Genomic DNA, 17,793 nt, shown 5'->3' with positions numbered 1-17,793 from the left:
CGAAGACGCGGCATCGATCAGAGAGGAGACGGCAATGGCGACACTCAAGCAAATACAAGCCAGATTGAAGAAACTGCAGGCGCAGACCGAGCGGCTGATCGCAGAGCGCGCGCAAGCCGTGCTCGACGATATCCGCGCGATGATGGAACGGCACGGCCTCACGACCGCGGATATCGACCGCCACGGCAAAAAGGCCGGGCGCGCCGCGAAGCCGCACGTCGCTTATCCCGCGCCGGCGGGCCGCCACGAAGCGATGACCAAGCTCGCGAAGAAGGGCAAGCTGCCCGCGAAGTACCGCAATCCGAAGACGGGCGAAACGTGGAGCGGCTGGGCGCGCCCGCCTGCGTGGATCGCGAACGTGAAGGACCGCAGCAAGTTTCTGATCGATGCGGAGAGCGCCGAAAGCGTGGTCAAGCCGAAGGCGGCGGCCAGGAAGGTCGCGGTCAAGAAGGCTTCCGCTGCTGCGACTGCCGTGAAAAAAGCCAAGGCGACGCAAACCCGTGCGCCCGAAGCGAAGAAAAAAGCATCGGCGCCCGCCGTGAAGAAAACGAGCGCGACAAGGCCGGCTACGAAGCGCAGTGCGCCACGCAAGCAAATCGAGGAAGCCGCGCCGAACCCGTTGGCCGACGCCCCGGCCGAACCGGAGGCAACGAGCACGCAGCCCATGCCGGCGAGCGGCGGCGCATCCGCATGATGCGCGACGCAACGTGACATCGGCACGGTGTTTGCATGAATGTCGATGCACATGCCGAGTATGTAGAGGACATCATGCATCATTCGATCGAACCTCATGAACTGACGAAGATCGATCTCGCGCGCTTTCAGATCGTGCAGGTTTCCGACGGCACCGTCACCGTCGTGCTGTGGGAAGCGCCCGAACCCGACGCGGACGATCCGCCCTTGCTGCACGCAACCACGTCCACGCTCACGATTCGTCTATGCGATCCGCTCAATCCCGTGCGTAGAAAAGACGTCTGCGAGCATTTGCAGGCGCATCTCGCGGCGTCGCGCGCAAAGCGGTCGCAAGCCGAGGCCGTCGCGTAACAGCCAGCGCGAGCGATTCGTGAAACGCCGCGTGAATACACGCGGCGTTATCCCATTGTTTGAGATCGGCGAAAACTCAATTGGCTTCTCGCGCGATTAAAAATCGGCGAAGGCCTTCTACACTGCGTTCTCATGTCGGGGGCGTTTCTTGTCTTCTTATCGAACGACTCGCTTCTCCGATTGCGGTTGCTGCGTGCCGGACAACTGCATCTCCTCATTCATTTCGTTGGAGCATTCTCGTGAACAAGCGACTCGTAGTGAGCTTTGCCATTGCATTGAGTACTCTCTTCGCCGGTTCGGCTTTTGCAAGCGGTTATGGTCCGGCGCCGCATTATCGGCCCGATGTCGGCGCGCCTGCTTCGCAACACGGCGTGAGCGCGCAAACCTTCGCGGCCGAAGAAGCCGCGCAAGGACGCGGTGATTTCGGTAATACGGAACGCACCGCGCAGATTCAGCGCGGACAGGCTTCGGCTTCTGCTTCTTCTCAGGTCACGCAATAAATGACGGCATCGCGGACGCGGCGCTTTCGACGCGCCGCGTCCGCTTTAAGAATCTTTAATCGTTCCTTGCAGAAAACTCCAAAGCGCATCGTCCACTGAATAAGGGACATTGAATCGAAAGCACGCGCTTTCCGCGTCATTCGGACGGAAATAAGAACCCGGCGCGAGCCATATGCCGTGTTGCAATGCGCGCGTGGCAACGGCGCTTCCTTCTGCCGGATCGATCGGCAACGCGGCCCAGAGGAACAGGCCGGCGCGCGGGCGTCGAAACAAGGCCATGCCCAACGCGTCCATCCGTTCTTCGACGAGCGCATGCGCATCCTTCAGCTTTTCGACGACATATTCCACATGCCGCGCATAGCGCCCTTCGGTGAGCACTTTCTCGACGATGCGCTCCGTCGCTTCCGATGACGTGAGGCCCACGGCCATCTTCGTGCGCGCCAGCTCGCGCAACACATCGCGTTCGGCAACGACATAGCCGCAGCGCAACGCGGGCGTGATCGTCTTCGCGAAGCCGCCGACATACAACACGCGATTGAGCCCTTCCATCGACGCGAGCAAGGGCGCGCCGGGCGGTGCGAGCTCACGGTTCACATCGTCCTCGACGACCCACAGGCCGTGACGCTCCGCGATCTGCATCAGACGAAACGCCGCCGCCATGCCGAAGGTCGCGCCGGTCGGGTTCTGCAAAGTCGTGTTGAGGAAGACGGCTTTCGGCCGGTGCTCGATCACGATGCGCTCGAACTCGTCCGTATCGATGCCCGCGACGGTGCGCGGCACACCATGCACCTGAAGACCGGCGAGCCGCAGAATCTGCAGCAGATTGCAGTAGCCCGGATCTTCGACGACCACGGCATCGCCCGGACGCAACAGCGTGCGCACGATGAGATCGAGCGCCTGCGTCGCGCCGGCGGTCAGCAGCACGTTCGACGAGGCATCGACCGGCAGGCCGTGACGATCCAGTTGCTCCGCGATCCGCTCGCGCAGCGGCGCGAAGCCGTACGGATGCCCGTAATCCGCGATGCGCGCCGCCGGCACGCGGCTCACCGCGCGCAGCGCATGTTGCAGGCCGCTTTCGTTGACCCATTCGTTCGGCAGCCAGCCGCAGCCGGACTTGATCGGCACGGAATGATCGGCGAAGACGTCGGAAAGCAGCCAGGTCGCGGTGAGGCTCGGCGGCTGCCAGACGACTTCGCGCACACGCTCGCTGCGCCCGCGCACCGCCACGCGATAGCCTGAACCGCGCCGCGCGGTGACGAGCCCCATCGACACGAGCCTGCCGTACGCTTCCGTCACCGTGAACGTGCTGAGGCTCTCGGCCTCGGCGAGACGCCGCACCGACGGCAGCAGCGCGCCCGCGCGCAGCGTCTGCTCCTCGATCGCCGTGGCGAACGCGCGCACCAGTTGTTCGACGAGCGTCGGCGTCTGACGCGAGCCGCGCTCCAGCTTGAGTTCGATCATGAATTCGAGAATAACGCGGCCATGGCGCGCGGACCAATACAGTTTGCAGCATTTTGCCAGCACAGTTAGCAGCGCAGTGAAGCAACTGTCTATGCCGTGCAAATTTGCGCAGGAATACAGTGGCCGTACTTCTTCAGGAGACCCCTTATGAATGCTCGCCCCGTCATCGACGACCTCTCGTCGTTCTGGATGCCGTTCACCGCCAATCGCCAGTTCAAGGCCGCGCCGCGTCTGCTCGAAAGCGCGAAGGGCATGTACTACCGCTCGACCGATGGCCGCGACGTGCTCGACGGCACCGCGGGCCTCTGGTGCGTGAACGCGGGTCATTGCCGGGACGAGATCGTCGATGCGGTGCACAAGACGCTCGGCACGCTCGATTTCGCGCCGACATTCCAGATGGGCCATCCGCTCGCGTTCGAAACGGCGACGAAGGTTGCCGAAGTGATGCCCGAAGGCCTCGACCGCATCTTCTTCACGAACTCGGGTTCGGAGTCGGTCGATACGGCGCTCAAGATCGCCCTCGCCTATCACCGCGCACGCGGCGAAGGCCAGCGCACGCGGCTGATCGGCCGTGAGCGCGGCTATCACGGCGTCGGCTTCGGCGGCATTTCGGTGGGCGGCATTGCGCCGAATCGCAAGACGTTCTCGGGCGCGCTGCTGCCGTCGGTCGATCACCTGCCGCATACGCACGATCTCGCGCATAACGCATTCACGAAGGGCCAGCCCTCGTGGGGCGAGCATCTCGCCGAGGATCTGGAGCGCATCGTCGCGCTGCACGATCCTTCGACGATCGCGGCCGTGATCGTCGAGCCGCTCGCGGGCTCCACGGGCGTCCTAGTGCCGCCGAAGGGCTATCTGCAGAAGCTGCGCGAAATCTGCACGAAGTACGGCATTCTGCTGATTTTCGATGAGGTCATCACCGGCTTCGGCCGGCTCGGCAAGGCAACCGCGAGCGAGTACTTCGGCGTCACGCCGGACCTCATCACGATGGCCAAGGCGATCAACAACGCGGCCATTCCGATGGGCGCCGTCGCCGCACATCGCAACGTGCACGACACGGTCATCAATGCAGGCGCGGCCAACGCCATCGAGCTGTTCCACGGCTATACATACTCGGCGCACCCGGTCGCGATGGCCGCGGCCATCGCGACGCTCGATCTGTATCAGCGCGACAAGCTGTTCGAGCGCGCCGCGGCGAAGGCCGAGAAGTTCGAAAGCGCCGCGCACGCGCTGCGCGATGCGCCGTTCGTGAAGGACATCCGGAATCTCGGGCTCGTGGCGGGCATCGAGCTGGAATCGCGCGACGGCGCGCCGGGCGCGCGTGCGTACGAGGTGTTCGTCAAGTGCTTCGAGGCGGGCGTGCTCGTGCGTTACACCGGCGATATCCTTGCGTTCTCGCCGCCGCTCATCATCGAGGATGATCAGATCGATCAGATCTTCGGCACGGTGAGAAAGGCGCTGGAAAGCGTGAAATAAGCGGTTCTATCGACTATGGACCAGCCCGGTTCCTTGCACGCGAGGGACCGGGCTTTCGCTTGGGCGCAACGAGCGCCGCGCATGTTCAGAGCAGATCGAACACGGCCCAGATGCAGTGGTGATCGGATGCTTCGGTCTTCGCCGTCAGTCCCTTGAACGATTCCCACAGCTTCGGGTGATACGTTCCACGACGCTCGATGCCCACTTCCTTCAATGTCTTCTTCAGCGCCTTCGACATGATCAGATAGTCGATCTTGCTGGCCGCCGTGCCCGTGGCATAGGTGCCGGGCCGGTCCTTCGGGTAACCTTTGTGCGACTGAATATCCGACCAGCCATCGCTGAGCAGCGGCGTGACAGCGGGGCTATCCGGCGTGTCGTTGAGATCGCCCGCGACCAGCACCAGCGGACTGATCTGCGACTCGGCCGTCCGCGCGATTTCGGCCGCGCGCGTGCCCTGGGCGAGTCGCCGCGCCTGCACCTCCGGTTCGTCGCCGCCACGCTTCGACTTGAAATGGTTCGGACACACGACGAGCCGCGCACCTGAAGGAAGCGCGATGACATACTCCGGGCAATCCCGCGAGAAAATGTGCTTGCCTTCGAGTTCATCGTCGACATGCGAGCGCATCGCCATGATTGGAAACCGGCTGAGAATGCCGACATCGATGCCGCGCGTATCGTTTCCATCGATCACCATGACGTGCGGGAAGCCTATTCCGAAGGTCGCGTCGAGCACCTGATCGTTGAAGCGCTGCACCGTCGGACGATTCTCCACTTCCACGCAGACGAGAATGTCCGGCCGGACCGCATCGATCACACGGCCGGTGTTCACGACCGCTTCCCACGACACGTCTTCCCGGCGCAGTTCGAACCAGCCGGTCCAGTCGGCCCTTCCATTCGCCACCACGGAAACGACGCCCTTCTTCGAGCGGCGATAAAGCTGTCCGCGTATCTTGTTGAGCGTAAGAAGCGCCTTCGCCGGCGCATTCAAAGCCGAGAAGCCATACCGGCGATCCAGCTCCCGCAGCGTTTGCTTGTCGTCGTCGCTGTAGACCGGTTTCGCGATGATCGTATTCGCCAGCGCGTAGTCGTCGATGGCGCGCTGCCCCTTCTTGTCGCCGTCGACCATGGCCGACGGACGTGTGAAGAGGTTCTCCAGATTGAAAGACGCGATGCGCAGACTCATGACACTGCTCCCAGACGCCGATGTGGGTTTTATTTCCGTCAGCTTCCCGTATCGAGGCTGTAAAAAATATAGTGTCGGCGCGTGGCGTTTATCAAGGTCATTCGACCTGGTCCTTCAGTGCGCTTTGTTCGATGACGCACAGTCCTGCCGAATTCAACGCTCCATGACCAGCAACGTCGACGTCGCCGATGCGAACAATCGTCCGCTCATGTCCTTGAGCGTCGCTTCGGCGAATGCGGCGCGGCGTCCGATCGACAAGACGCGCCCTTCCGCCTTCAGCAAACCCGAATCGCGCGTGGCGGCCTTGTGATACGCGACCTTCAGTTCGAGCGTCGTATAGGCCTGCGTCGCGGTCAGACACGAATGCACCGCGCATCCGCACGCGGAATCGAGCAAGGTCGCGGCATAGCCGCCGTGCACCGTGCCGATCGGGTTATACGCGTGATCGCCGGGCACGCCCGCGAACACCGCCCTGCCCGCTTCGACCTCGATGAAATCGAAATCGAGCGACACGAGTATCCCCGGTTTGCGCCCGCAGGCGATCAGCTTGCGCAGTTGCGCGAGACCGTCGAGTCCGGCGGCAGTTTCTTCGATCAGGCTCATTTCGTCGTCTCCGCTTTCTCGCTGGCCGCTCCAGTGCTGGCCGTCCTGATCACATCGTCATCGCCGGCCGTGCTCCATCCGCCGCCCAGCGAACGATAAAGCGCCACCGCCGCGAGCGCATGTTCACGCTTCGACTGATTGAGCGCATCGGCGTCGCGCAGAAAGGATTGCTGCGCGTCGAGCACATCCAGGAAGCTCGCCGCGCCGCCCTTGTACAACTGCGTCGACAGCGTGAGCGATTGATCCGATGCCGCGAGCGCATCGGTCAGGCGCGCCGTCGATTCGGTCGTGCTGACGAGATCGCTGCGCGTATCTTCGACATCCTTCAGCGCTTCGAGCATGGTCTGACGCAGATGCAATTCCGACTCGCGCAGCTTGCTCTCGTTCTGCTCGATCTCCGCCGTGATGCGGCCCGCGTTGAAGATCGGGCTCGTCGCGTTGAGCGCGGCGGAAAAGAGGTTGTCGGTGAGTGTCGGCAAGCCGAGATACGACGATGCCAGCAAGCCATCCGACAAACGCAGCGAAAACTTCGGATAGCGCTCCGCACGCGCGACGCCGACTTCCGCCGCGCGCTGCTGCACGGTCGCATGGGCGACGAGCACGTCCGGGCGGCGCAGCAAGGCTTCGGAAGGCAGCAGTTGCGGCGCGCCGTTCGCGGGCACCGGAATGACAGGCGCCGCGCCCGGATTCGCGAGCATCAGCTTGTCGATGGACTCCGGCGTGCGGCCCGAATACACGGCGATCAGGCTCAGCTGATGCTGGATCGTCGCCTGCGTGCGCGGGATGCGCGACAGCAGATCGCTCAGCTGATTCTGCGCACGCGCGACATCGAGCTTGGTCGACAAGCCATATTGCAGGCGACGTTGCGTGAGTTTCAACGCACGCTCGCGAATCTCCTGGTTGTCTTGCAGGATCTTCAGCTCGGCTTGGGCCCAGCGCAGATCGACATACGCGGCGGCCGTGTCGGCGGCGAGCGCGAGCCTGATCTGATCCGCCGCATGTTCACGGCCGACGAGCTGCGCCTGCGATGCCAGCAACTCCAGACGCTCGCCGCCGAACACGTCCGGCGTCCAACTGAGCGTGAGGCCGAAGCCCGCCTGCTTCACATAGCCGAGCGGCGGCGGCGTGTTCTGACGCGAGTATGATCCGCCCGCGCCTGCATCGAGTTGCGGCAGGAGCGCGGCGCGTCGTTGCGTCGTGAGCGCCTGCGCCTGCTTCACGCGCTCCACCGCGGCCTGAACGTCGAGGTTGTCGTTGAGCACCGATGCGACGAGTTCATGCATGACAGGATCGTTGAACTGATTCCACCATGCCGTGGGATCGACGGCCTGTTTGGGCGCATCGACGCCCCAGTCCGCGGGCGCGGTCGCGTTGACCGTCGCGGGAAGATCGGCGTGCGTGGCGGGCTGCACCGCGCACGCGGCAAGCGCCAGCAATGTCACACCTGCAAGTATTTCGGCGAAAAGTTTCTTCATGATCGAAGCATCCGGATAAGGCCTGGTTCAATGCGCATCGGACGAAGGCGGCGCGCTCGTGATCGGCTTCGCGAATATCACCGTCACCAGGCCGAAGAGAAAGCACAGCGCGAGCACATAGAAGCAATCGGCGAAGGTCAGCGTGAGCGCCTCCCGCATCACGAGCGCATGCAACGATGCGAGACCCGCCTGCGACGCATCCAGCGCATCGCCCGCGACGGCTGCAAGATGCGCCGACGAGCGCGCGAGCAGATCGTCGATGACGGGCCGGCCGGTCGTCACGCTCTCGTTCAGGCGCAGGTAATGCAGGTTGAGGCGATCGTTGAGCATCGTCGCGCTCACCGCGATGCCAATGGCGCCGCCGAGATTGCGCATCAGATTGAACAGCCCGCTCGCCGATTTGAGCCGCGACGGTGGCAGAGAACCGAGCGCCATCGTGACGATGGGCGGCACCGCGAATTGCTGGCCGATGCCACGCAACGCCTGCGGCAGCAGGAATTGCTGCCAGCCCCAGTCGTGCGTGAGCGGCGTATAGAAGTAGCAGCCCGCGCCGAAGCAGACGAGACCGAACGCAAGCAGCACGCGCATGTCGATGAAGCGCGACGCGAAGCCGTACACGCCGATGGAAAGCAACTGGAAGCAGCCGACGGAAAGCAGCGCGAGCCCCGTATGCAGCGAATCGAAGCCCCGCACGCGGGCGAGAAACACCGGCGTCAGAAACACCGAAACGAAGATGCCGATGCCCGTCACGAACGACAGCAAACTGCCGATCGCGAAGTTGCGCACCGCGAGCGCGCGCAGATCCACCACCGGGTCCTTGGCCGTGAACGCATGCACGAGAAAGAGAAAGCCGCAGATCGCGGAAATCCACGTACACGCGACGATCACGTCATCGCCGAACCAGTTCTTGCGCGGGCCTTCCTCCAGCACGTATTCCAGACAGCCGAGAAAGCCCGACATCAGCGCGATGCCGAGATAATCGCCCTTCTTCAGCAGCGCCAGGTCGGGCTCATCGATATGCACGTACTTCGGCACGAGCAACGCGACGGCGAGGCCCGGCACCACGTTCAGATAGAAGAGCCAGTGCCACGACCACTGATCGGTGATCCAGCCGCCGATCACCGGCCCGACCGCGGGCGCGAGCGATGCCAGCGCGCCGATAGTCGTCGATGCAATCAATCGCTGCTTGCCGGGGAACAGCACGAAGGCGGTCGTGAACACGGTCGGGATCATCGCGGCGCCGAGCGCGCCTTGCAGGCCGCGAAAGAGGATCATCGAATCGATGTCCCACGCCATGCCGCACAGCATGCTCGTGACCGTGAAGCCGACTGCCGACGCCACGAAAAGCCAGCGTGTGGAGAATACTTTCGAGAGCCAGCCCGACATTGGAATGACGAGAATCTCCGCGATCAGATAGGACGTCTGCACCCATGACAACTCGTCCTGACTCGCGGACAATCCGCCGCCGATATCCTTCAGCGACGAAGCCACGATCTGGATATCGAGCGTCGCCATGAAGAAGCCGAGGCACATCAGCGCGAACGCGAACACGCGCTGTCTGATCGGCTGTTGCGCGGGATCGAAGTGAACGGTGTGAGTCATCGCCCCGCTCCTCAGCCGTTCGACCGCTTGCCGACATGAACCTTGACCGTCGCGGAAAGACCCGGACGCAGCACGGATTCCATACCCCTCGGCACATCGAGACGGATACGCACCGGCACGCGCTGCACGATTTTCGTGAAGTTGCCCGTCGCGTTTTCGGCGGGCAGCACGCTGAAGGTGGCGCCGGTCGCGGGCGCGAGGCTTTCGACGCGGCCCGTGAGCGGCACGCTCGATGCATCGAGTTCCACGTCGGCTTCGTCGCCTGCGCGCATCTTCTTCAGCTGATCTTCCTTGAAGTTCGCATCGATCCAGAGACCCGTCGACGGAACGATGGTCAGAAGCGACGTGCCCACGTTCGCGAGCACGCCCACGCGGGCCGTGCGGTTGCCGACGTAGCCATCGACGGGCGAGCGGATCGTGGTGTATTCGACGTTCAGCTCCGCGACACGTCGTGCCGCTTCGGCCGTCGCGACGCGCGCCTGCGCATCCGCGATCTGCGCTTCGATCACGCTCAACTGGCGCTTCGCCGCGACGAGCGATGCGCCGCTGCGATCCACCGCCGCCTGCGCCTTCGTGTAGTCCGCATCGGCGCGCTCGACGATCTGGTTCGACACCGCATCGTCCTTGACGAGCTCGCGATAGCGCAAACGGTCCTGCCCGCTGCGCGTCAACTCCGCCGCCGATGCCCGCACTTCCGCCTGCTGCTGATTGATCACGGCCGCCTGCAACGCATCCTTCGCCTGCAACTCGACCACCGCCGCCCGCGCGCTCGACAATTCGGCGTCGGCTTGCGCGAGGCGCGCGTCGTAGTCGCGCGAATCCAGGGCGATCAACACCTGACCCGCCTTCACGCGCTGGTTGTCCTGCACGAGCACATCGGTGACGAAGCCATTCACCTTCGGCGCGAGCACGGTGACATCGCCGCCGACATAGGCATCGTCGGTGGTTTGAACGAAGCGCAGCACCAGCGCCCAGTAGCTCGCCGCGGCGATCAGCGCGAGCCCGACCAGTCCGAGCGCGAGCAGCATCCAGGGGATCCGGCGCGCCGGCCGCGCGAAGGTCGGCGCCGCCACCGAAGGTAATTCCGTCGTAGGAGTCGTCATTTGCGATTATAGTGCATATGCACATTTTGAATTGAGGAAAGGGCGAATTCGCTGCCCGTCATAGCCCGGAAGACTAGTTGTGCATATGCACCAAGTCAACAGTCACGGAACACACGAATGAATACCGCTGGCGGAAAGAATCGCGCTGAGCCTTGCGGCACAAGGCTCGGGCTTAGCTTCGCGGAGCGTCGGACGGCGTGCCTTCCTCCGCGCAGAAGCGCGCCGCATGTTCGATGAACGCGCGCACCTTCGCCGGCAGAAGCGCGCGCGTGCTGTAGGCGATGCGGATCTCGATGGCCGCATCGACGCGCTCATAGGCGTCGAGCAGCGTGACGAGCCGCCCCGCCGCCACCTCGTGCGCGACGAGCACGGTCGGCAGCACCCCGATGCCGAAGCCCTGCATCACCATCTCGCGATTGAACACCGCGCTGTTCGACGCGATGTCGTGATTGAGCGGCACGCGCAGCTCCTCGCCGCCGATGCGAAACGTCAGCGCTGGCTTGCGGATCGATGGCGACATCGGCACGAACTGATGATCGACGAGTTCGGACGGATGGCGCGGCGCGGGACGCTGCGCGAGATACGCGGGACTCGCGACGAGCACGAGCGGAATGGTTTCGAGCAGGCGCGTGACGGCAGTGTCGGTGGAGAGCATGAACGGCAGCACGATCGCGAGGTCGTAGCCTTCGCCGACGAGATCGACGGGCCGCTCCGTCAGCGTCACGTCGAGACGCACGTGCGGATGCGCCCGCCTGAAGCTCGCGACGAGCGGCGCATAGCGGCTCATCATCACGGTCGTATGCGAAACGAGCCGCAGCAGGCCCGTTGCTTCGCTCGCGCGGTTCGATGCGCGCTCTTCCATCGCCTGGAGTTCGTCGAGCAGGCGCGAGCAGTCCGCGAAGAAGCGCTCGGCGGTCTCGGTGAGCGAGATCTGCCGTGTCGTGCGATTGAAGAGCCGGCTGCCGAGCCGCTCTTCCAGACCTGCGATCGCGCGCGATACGACCGGCGGCGACAAGCCGAGTATGTCGGCCGCACGCGCGAAGCTCTTCGCTTCGACCACCGTGCAAAACACCTTCAGGCTCGTCAGATAGTCCATGTGCGCGTAAATGCGTGATGCGTGCGGGAAGCCACGATCATGGCACGAAGACGCGGCATTCGCACGTTGAGACGATCGCGCGGTTTTACGAGCCGCGCGAGCATTCACGCGAGACAGGCGCGCGCCTAAAGTTCACCCATGCCATCGAGATGGCCAACCACTGAACGAAGGAGCACACCATGTCACGTCTTTCCCAAATCAACGTCAACGAAGCCACGGGCGCAACCGCCGATCTGTTCGCCGCGATCAAGAAGGCCGCGGGCAAAGTGCCGAACGCCTATGCGACCATCGGCACGCATAGCCCCGCCGCGCTCGGCGCAGCGCTCAACGGCGATGCGATCCTCGCGAAGAGCAGCCTCGACAAGGCGGATGTCGAAGCGATCAAGCTCGCCGTCAGCGAACTCTCGGGTTGTGATTACTGTGCCGCCGCGCACACGGTCGTCGGCAAGATGGTCGGGCTCTCGCAAAAGGAAACGCAGCAGATCCGCGCGGGGGAAGCCACCGGCAATACCAAGCGCGATGCGCTCGTGCGCTTCGTGCGGCATGTCGCGGGCTCGACCGGGACGGTCGACGCCGCGCGGCTGGACGAAGTGCGTGAAGCCGGCTACTCGGAAGCGCAGGTCGTCGACACGCTGTTCGCGATGAGCGTCATCAACTTCACGAACCTCGTGAACCGCGTGAACGATACGACGCTCGATTTCCCGAGGCTCGCTTAAGCCTTCGTGAAGCGCTCGATGACGGCGGAAACGATATCGACCGGCACCGGAAAGACGATCGTCGAATTCTTGTCGCCGGCGATCGTCGTCAACGTCTGCAGATAGCGCAACTGCATCGCCTGAGGTTGCTGCGCTAGCATCTGCGCCGCCTGCAGCAGCTTCTCGGACGCCTGCAGCTCCCCTTCCGCATGAATGATCTTCGCGCGGCGCTCGCGCTCGGCTTCGGCCTGCCGGGCGATCGCGCGGATCATCGTCTCGTTGATGTCGACGTCCTTGATCTCCACGTTCGATACCTTGATGCCCCATGCATCCGTCTGTGAATCGAGCACGCGCTGAATGTCGCTGTTCAGGCGCTCGCGCTCGGACAGCAGCTCGTCGAGCTCGTGCTTGCCGAGAATCGCGCGCAAGGTGGTTTGCGAAAGCTGGCTCGTCGCTTCGAGAAAGCGCGCGACCTGAATCACCGCCTTCTCCGGATCGACGACGCGAAAATACACGACCGCATTCACCTTCACCGACACGTTGTCGCGCGTGATGACGTCCTGCGGCGGCACGTCGAACACGACAGTGCGCAAGTCCATGCGCACGACCTGCTGCACGATCGGAATGATGAGCACGAGGCCCGGCCCCTTCACTTTCCAGAAGCGCCCGAGCATGAATACGACGCCGCGCTCGTACTCGCGGAAGATGCGCACCGCCGACGCCACCATGAAAATGAAGAGCGCGATCAGGATGCCGCTGAAACCGAATGTAAGCCCCATTTTTCAAGCCTCGCCGTGGATGTGTTCAGGAGTCTCGCGTGTGTCTTCGACCGGCTCGACGGTCAGCGTGAGGCCATGACGCGAGATCACGCGCACGCGCGCGCCTTCGGGCGGCAACGCTCGCGGCGCGGCAGCCTGCACGCGCCATCGTTCGCCCTGCACGCGCGCCCAGCCGCTGCCGGGCTCGTGCGTCAACATCACGCCGATGCTGCCGAGCATCGCTTCGCCGCCGCTCACGACAGGCCGCCTGCGCGCCTTCAACGCGACGCCCGACACGGTGAACACGAACAGCGCCGTAAAGAGCGCGAGGCCGATGACGAGACCGACCGGAATGCCGAAGCCGGGCACATCGGTATCGATCAGCATGAGCGCGCCGATCGCGAACGCGATGACCCCGCCGATGCCGAGCGAGCCGAACGTCGGCAGAAACATCTCCGCGACCAGAAAGCCGAGACCGAGCACGATCAACCCCAGTCCGACGAAATTGATCGGCAGCAGTTGCAGCGCGAACAATCCGACGAGCAGACAGATCGCGCCCGCGACGCCCGGCAGCACCATGCCCGGATTCGCGAACTCGAAGAAGAGCCCGTACATGCCGATCATCATCAGGATGAGCGCGACGCTCGGGTCCGTGATCGTTGCGAGAAAGCGGCTGCGCCAGTCGGGTTGCAGTACGACGAGGGGCGCGCTTTTCGTCGCGAGCACGTGCGTGCCGCTCGAGGTCGTCACGTGACGGCCGTCGAGCTTCGCGAGCAGATCGGGAACGTCGTTGGCGATGAGGTCGATGACTTTCTGCTCCAGCGCCTCGCTCGCAGACAGCGCGACCGCCTCGCGCACCGCGCGCTCGCCCCATTGCACGTTGCGTCCGCGCAGTTGCGCGAGGCCGCGTATGTAGGCGGCGGCGTCCTGCATCTGCTTTCGCGTCTCGGTCGATTGCGTGTCGGTGCCCGATGCGGCTTTGCCCGCGCCCGGCTCGCGCTCCGTTCCGCCCATGCCGAGCTGCACGGGCGACGCCGCGCCGAGGTTCGTGCCGGGCGCCATCGCCGCGATGTGGCTCGCGTACGTAATGTAGGTTCCCGCGCTCGCCGCGCGCGCGCCGGCGGGCGCGATGAACACGGCCACCGGCACCGGCGAGGCAAGGATCGCCTGGATGATCGAGCGCATCGAGAGGTCGAGTCCGCCGGGCGTGTCGAGTTCGAGCACCGCGAGTTGCGCGTGGTCATCGGCGGCGCGGGCGAGCGCGCGCACGACGAAATCCGCGCTCGCCGGGCCGATTGCGCCCTTCAGCGGGATCACGACGGCCGGCGCGGCCGCCGCGATGGCGGCGCTCATCGGCATGAGCGCGAACGCCAGCAGCAACAGCGCGCGCAGCGCACGTCGAGTGCGACGCCACAGCCAGTCAGCGAGGTTCGTTCTCATCGGCGAAAACCAGCGGCACGCGTGCGCCGCGGCTCCTCGTGTTTGGTCTCTCTTTTAGATTAGGCCAATTACGCAATCACGGCCGCCGCGTCGTGCGGTCGATGACTTTTTCGACATCGGCCGTCTCGCCGAGCGCGGACACGAAGCGCGCCTTGTCGAAATCGCGCGACACGCAGCCGTCGAGATAGATGAAGCGGCGCTGCAGCGTGAGCCACAGGCTCGTCTTCTCGCGCCACTGCAGCGACGCGTTCAGCGCATTGAGCCGCCGGGTGACGCTCTCGGCGATCTCCTTGTCGTAGCTGTAACTGTTCGCGAGACGGCAGCGGCCCGCGATCCAGCAGCTATTGCCGCGCTCGATCCGGTAGTGCGCCTCGTCGAGCCATTCCTGCTCGGTCTCGAACGGGCCGCGCGGCGCTTCGCAATCTGCGATGGCGCTCGAGACATGCAGGAAGGGATCGCTGCCGCGATTCTCGCGCGCGTCGTCGGCGCGGGTCGCGGCCGGAAGCGCGATCGCCACGGCGATGAGCATTGCGCAAGCCGTTTGCCTGTTCGAAAGCCTTTCGGTCATCGTTCGCGCCTTTCGTCGAACCGTCGTCCAGACAGCATAGTTCATGGAACCGGAATGAATCGGCGCGCAGGGAAGCCGGTAAACTCACGAAGTGGCGCCCACTTTCCACGCACCGAGGCCGACATGAAACAGGCACTCCACCATCTGACCGTCGCGACAGGCTCGCGCGGCCTGCACGAAGTCACCCGCGACATCGATCACTGGATCGATCTTCAGGACATCCGCACCGGCCTGCTCACGCTCTTTTGCCGGCACACGTCGGCATCGCTGCTGATTCAGGAGAACGCCGATCCCGACGTGCGCGCGGACCTCGAGCGCTATTTCGAGTCGGTCGCGCCCGAAGCGCCCGGCCGCTACGTGCACGACACCGAAGGCCCCGACGACATGCCGGCGCACCTGCGCACCGCGCTCACCACCGTGCAGCTTTCGATTCCCGTCGAGGCCGGCCGCATGGTGCTCGGCACGTGGCAAGGCATTTACGTGTTCGAGCATCGGACGGCGCAGCACCAGCGCGAACTCGTCTTGCATCTGATCGGCGAGTGACCTAATATACGCACCGCGTATATTTTGGAGCGGTGACGTGAGTCCACAGCACGAGCAGCAACATCAGCAGCAGACGATTCTTCGCGACGCCATGCGGCGCCTGAACATGACGCGCGATGCGTTCGCGTCGCGCATCGGCGTCTCGCGCCGCGCGCTCGATACGTGGTTGCTGCCGGACGAATCGCCGGAATCGCGCGCGATGCCGGAGATCGCGGCGCGTTATGTCGGCGAGATTCTCGCGGGCATGCCGGAGAATGGCGCATATACGCAAAGCGCATATCAAACAATCGAATTCGAAGGCCGGCCGCAACTGCTTTCGATCGACCAGTTCTCGCGCGAATCGGCCGAAGCGCTGTTCCGCACCGCGGACATGATGCAGCCCATCGCGCGGCGCAAGAAGATCACGCGCGTGCTCGAAGGCGCCGTGCTCGCCAACCTGTTCTTCGAGGCCAGCACGCGCACGCGCGTGAGCTTTGGCGCGGCGTTCGCGCGGCTCGGCGGCTCGGTGTGCGACACGACCGGCTTCACGTTCTCGTCGATGGCAAAGGGCGAGTCGATCTACGACACGAGCCGCGTGATAAGCGGCTACGCGGACGCGATCGTCGTGCGACATCCGGAGCAAGGCTCGGTCGCCGAATTCGCGCGGGCGACGAACATTCCCGTCATCAACGCGGGCGACGGCCCCGGCGAGCATCCGAGCCAGGCGCTGCTCGATCTCTACACGATCCAGCGCGAGTTCTCGCGTCTCGGGAAGATCGTCGATGGCGCGCATATCGCAATGGTCGGCGATCTCAAGTACGGCCGCACCGTGCATTCGCTCGCCAAGCTGCTCTCGCTTTACAAAGGGCTGAAATTCACGCTCGTGTCGCCGCGCTCGCTGGAAATGCCGGCGCATATCGTCGATCGCCTCGCGCGTGGCGATCATGTGATCGAGCAGACGAGCGACTTGCGCGCGGGTCTGGCGGGCGCGGACGTGGTCTATGCGACGCGCATTCAGAAGGAGCGTTTCGCCGATGAGTCCATCGAAGGCTATACGCCCGATTTTCAGATCAATCAGGCGCTCGTCGACGATGTGTGCGGACGCGACACGCTCATCATGCATCCGCTGCCACGCGACAGCCGCCCCGGCGCGAACGATCTCGCGACCGATCTGAACCACGACTCGCGCCTCGCTATCTTCCGCCAGACGGACAACGGCATCGCTGTGCGCATGGCGATTTTCGCGGTGCTGCTCGGCGTCGAGCATCAGGTGCGCCATTCGATGCGCGACGCGGCGTGGAAATCGCCTGCGTCCATCGGCCCGGACGATGCCGTGTTCCAGGGCTTCGATTGATACGTTTTTTACACGCTGCGAACCTCTCTTTGCGTGACGTTGACGAAAGCCGGCCTATGCTTCTACACAAGGGAAACGTGATGGAGCAACGCTCATGGATATGTCGCTTGCGTGGGCTGCCAGCCGCAGAAAATTACACGATGAAGGCATCGGCACGTGTCAGCGCGTGCGCATTCTGGCGCTGGCGCATTTTGCGGACAGCGATGCGTCACGAGAACGCCTACGCGCGCTGTTTCACTCGCCGCTCGGCATTTATGTGAGTCAGGCACAACGCGAAGGCTGCGAGCTGCGGCTCGAAATCGACACGGCCAGCGAAGACCTCGCGTTCACGCTGCGCGCGTTGAAACGCGTGATGCCGGAAGCGCGTGTCGAAGTGGTCGCGCCGCGGGTGTTTGCGCATCGCGTGGGCGCGCGCGGCGCGAGTTGAGCGGTCATGTTGCGGGAGGCTCGTCTGCCTTCAACCGCTCGCGCTCATAGACGGCGAACGGTTTCATTTGCTTGAAGTCTTCCTCGGTAAGTTCGTAGGTATCCGGATCCAATGCGATACCCCGATTGATCTCCGCATCCTCCTCGTCGGTGGGAAGGATGAAGCCCTTATACGTTTGTCGCATACTGATTTACCTCTCTCTTGTTTGCGCGGCGCAGGCTGATGATGCGCCGCGTCTCGTTTCTGAGCGTGAACACCACGCAAAACATATGGCCGCGAATAGGCACTACGGCAATTTCGCGAACCTCTCCATAATCGCGACGACCGTCCACTCTCAACTCGGCACGGTCCCATTCGATCTCTCTTGCAAGTTCGAGTGAAACGCCGTGTCGGATGCGATTAGACGCGTCCTTCAACGGATCAAACGTAATTTCGAAGTGCATTCATTGTGGTTCCCAGAAGTAGAGGTGACAAGGCTCGAAAGTT

20 protein-coding genes are annotated in these 17,793 nt (G+C 63.8%); 8 read left to right on the top strand and 12 right to left on the bottom strand.

What is annotated here, in order from left to right; translation table 11 throughout:
• Nucleotides 1-34 precede the first annotated feature (34 nt).
• The 3 genes from AC1Z32_RS28220 (at nt 35) to AC1Z32_RS28210 (ending at nt 1,544) form a co-directional block, all read left to right on the top strand.
• Nucleotides 35-694 carry an H-NS histone family protein gene (locus AC1Z32_RS28220; RefSeq protein ID WP_483482135.1) on the top strand — a complete coding sequence of 220 codons (660 nt, stop codon included), beginning with the start codon at nt 35-37 and terminating at the stop codon, nt 692-694.
• Between the two features lie 35 nt (nt 695-729).
• The gene (locus AC1Z32_RS28215) at nt 730-1,044 is read left to right on the top strand and encodes a hypothetical protein (RefSeq protein WP_483482134.1); all 315 of its coding nucleotides are present in this window, start codon (nt 730-732) and stop codon (nt 1,042-1,044) included.
• A 239-nt stretch (nt 1,045-1,283) separates the two neighbouring features.
• Complete coding sequence (locus AC1Z32_RS28210) at nt 1,284-1,544, top strand: hypothetical protein (RefSeq protein ID WP_483482133.1); 261 nt, start codon at nt 1,284-1,286, stop codon at nt 1,542-1,544.
• Between the two features lie 45 nt (nt 1,545-1,589).
• Here AC1Z32_RS28210 and AC1Z32_RS28205 read toward each other — a convergent pair whose 3' ends face one another.
• On the bottom strand, nt 1,590-3,005 hold the full coding sequence (locus AC1Z32_RS28205; RefSeq protein WP_483482132.1) for an aminotransferase-like domain-containing protein: 1,416 nt from the start codon (nt 3,003-3,005) through the stop codon (nt 1,590-1,592).
• Between the two features lie 147 nt (nt 3,006-3,152).
• On the opposite strand from AC1Z32_RS28205, the gene aptA reads away from it, so the two are divergent.
• The gene (gene aptA / locus AC1Z32_RS28200; protein ID WP_483482131.1) at nt 3,153-4,481 is read left to right on the top strand and encodes an omega-aminotransferase AptA; all 1,329 of its coding nucleotides are present in this window, start codon (nt 3,153-3,155) and stop codon (nt 4,479-4,481) included.
• An 85-nt stretch (nt 4,482-4,566) separates the two neighbouring features.
• Here the strand turns inward: aptA and AC1Z32_RS28195 are convergent, their stop codons facing one another.
• The 6 genes from AC1Z32_RS28195 to AC1Z32_RS28170 form a co-directional block, all read right to left on the bottom strand.
• Nucleotides 4,567-5,664, bottom strand: a complete 1,098-nt coding sequence (locus AC1Z32_RS28195; RefSeq protein ID WP_483482130.1) for an endonuclease/exonuclease/phosphatase family protein — start codon at nt 5,662-5,664, stop codon at nt 4,567-4,569.
• A 153-nt stretch (nt 5,665-5,817) separates the two neighbouring features.
• Nucleotides 5,818-6,267 carry a PaaI family thioesterase gene (locus AC1Z32_RS28190; protein WP_062603906.1) on the bottom strand — a complete coding sequence of 150 codons (450 nt, stop codon included), beginning with the start codon at nt 6,265-6,267 and terminating at the stop codon, nt 5,818-5,820.
• Nucleotides 6,264-7,742: an efflux transporter outer membrane subunit gene (locus AC1Z32_RS28185; RefSeq protein WP_483482129.1), complete on the bottom strand. Its 1,479-nt coding sequence runs from the start codon at nt 7,740-7,742 to the stop codon at nt 6,264-6,266. The genes AC1Z32_RS28190 and AC1Z32_RS28185 overlap by 4 nt, the downstream gene beginning before the upstream one ends.
• 27 nt (nt 7,743-7,769) lie before the next feature.
• The gene (locus tag AC1Z32_RS28180; RefSeq protein ID WP_483482128.1) at nt 7,770-9,344 is read right to left on the bottom strand and encodes a DHA2 family efflux MFS transporter permease subunit; all 1,575 of its coding nucleotides are present in this window, start codon (nt 9,342-9,344) and stop codon (nt 7,770-7,772) included.
• A gap of 11 nt (nt 9,345-9,355) precedes the next feature.
• The gene (locus AC1Z32_RS28175) at nt 9,356-10,447 is read right to left on the bottom strand and encodes an HlyD family secretion protein (RefSeq protein ID WP_483482127.1); all 1,092 of its coding nucleotides are present in this window, start codon (nt 10,445-10,447) and stop codon (nt 9,356-9,358) included.
• A 172-nt stretch (nt 10,448-10,619) separates the two neighbouring features.
• Nucleotides 10,620-11,543 carry a LysR family transcriptional regulator gene (locus AC1Z32_RS28170; protein ID WP_483482126.1) on the bottom strand — a complete coding sequence of 308 codons (924 nt, stop codon included), beginning with the start codon at nt 11,541-11,543 and terminating at the stop codon, nt 10,620-10,622.
• 179 nt (nt 11,544-11,722) lie between these two features.
• On the opposite strand from AC1Z32_RS28170, the gene AC1Z32_RS28165 reads away from it, so the two are divergent.
• A complete protein-coding gene (locus AC1Z32_RS28165) occupies nt 11,723-12,259 on the top strand; it encodes a carboxymuconolactone decarboxylase family protein (protein ID WP_483482125.1) in 537 nt (178 codons plus the stop codon).
• On the opposite strand, the gene AC1Z32_RS28160 is transcribed toward AC1Z32_RS28165, so the two are convergent.
• The 3 genes from AC1Z32_RS28160 to AC1Z32_RS28150 all read right to left on the bottom strand — a co-directional run bounded on the left by AC1Z32_RS28160 (nt 12,256) and on the right by AC1Z32_RS28150 (nt 15,004).
• Complete coding sequence (locus AC1Z32_RS28160; RefSeq protein WP_483482124.1) at nt 12,256-13,017, bottom strand: slipin family protein; 762 nt, start codon at nt 13,015-13,017, stop codon at nt 12,256-12,258. The genes AC1Z32_RS28165 and AC1Z32_RS28160 overlap by 4 nt on opposite strands.
• Nucleotides 13,018-13,020: 3 nt before the next feature.
• Nucleotides 13,021-14,436 (bottom strand): NfeD family protein, encoded by a 1,416-nt coding sequence (locus AC1Z32_RS28155; protein ID WP_483482123.1) that lies wholly within the window; start codon nt 14,434-14,436, stop codon nt 13,021-13,023.
• Between the two features lie 76 nt (nt 14,437-14,512).
• On the bottom strand, nt 14,513-15,004 hold the full coding sequence (locus tag AC1Z32_RS28150; RefSeq protein WP_483482122.1) for a BON domain-containing protein: 492 nt from the start codon (nt 15,002-15,004) through the stop codon (nt 14,513-14,515).
• Between the two features lie 123 nt (nt 15,005-15,127).
• On the opposite strand from AC1Z32_RS28150, the gene AC1Z32_RS28145 reads away from it, so the two are divergent.
• From AC1Z32_RS28145 to AC1Z32_RS28135, 3 genes are all read left to right on the top strand, one after another.
• Nucleotides 15,128-15,547, top strand: a complete 420-nt coding sequence (locus AC1Z32_RS28145) for a secondary thiamine-phosphate synthase enzyme YjbQ (RefSeq protein ID WP_483482121.1) — start codon at nt 15,128-15,130, stop codon at nt 15,545-15,547.
• 91 nt (nt 15,548-15,638) lie between these two features.
• Nucleotides 15,639-16,880 (top strand): aspartate carbamoyltransferase, encoded by a 1,242-nt coding sequence (locus tag AC1Z32_RS28140; protein ID WP_483483334.1) that lies wholly within the window; start codon nt 15,639-15,641, stop codon nt 16,878-16,880.
• Nucleotides 16,881-16,974: 94 nt separating this feature from the next.
• On the top strand, nt 16,975-17,307 hold the full coding sequence (locus AC1Z32_RS28135; RefSeq protein ID WP_483482120.1) for a hypothetical protein: 333 nt from the start codon (nt 16,975-16,977) through the stop codon (nt 17,305-17,307).
• Nucleotides 17,308-17,311: 4 nt separating this feature from the next.
• Here the strand turns inward: AC1Z32_RS28135 and AC1Z32_RS28130 are convergent, their stop codons facing one another.
• Both AC1Z32_RS28130 and AC1Z32_RS28125 read right to left on the bottom strand, forming a co-directional pair.
• Nucleotides 17,312-17,491, bottom strand: coding sequence for a hypothetical protein (locus tag AC1Z32_RS28130; RefSeq protein ID WP_483483389.1), 180 nt, complete (start codon nt 17,489-17,491; stop codon nt 17,312-17,314).
• Nucleotides 17,475-17,750: a BrnT family toxin gene (locus tag AC1Z32_RS28125; protein WP_483482119.1), complete on the bottom strand. Its 276-nt coding sequence runs from the start codon at nt 17,748-17,750 to the stop codon at nt 17,475-17,477. The genes AC1Z32_RS28130 and AC1Z32_RS28125 overlap by 17 nt, the downstream gene beginning before the upstream one ends.
• Nucleotides 17,751-17,793: the final 43 nt, after the last annotated feature.

This window comes from Caballeronia sp. 11_S32 (genome assembly GCF_056930355.1).
The sequence above is the reverse complement of the archived record's forward strand: the minus strand, read 5'-3'. Positions and strand labels throughout refer to the sequence as shown.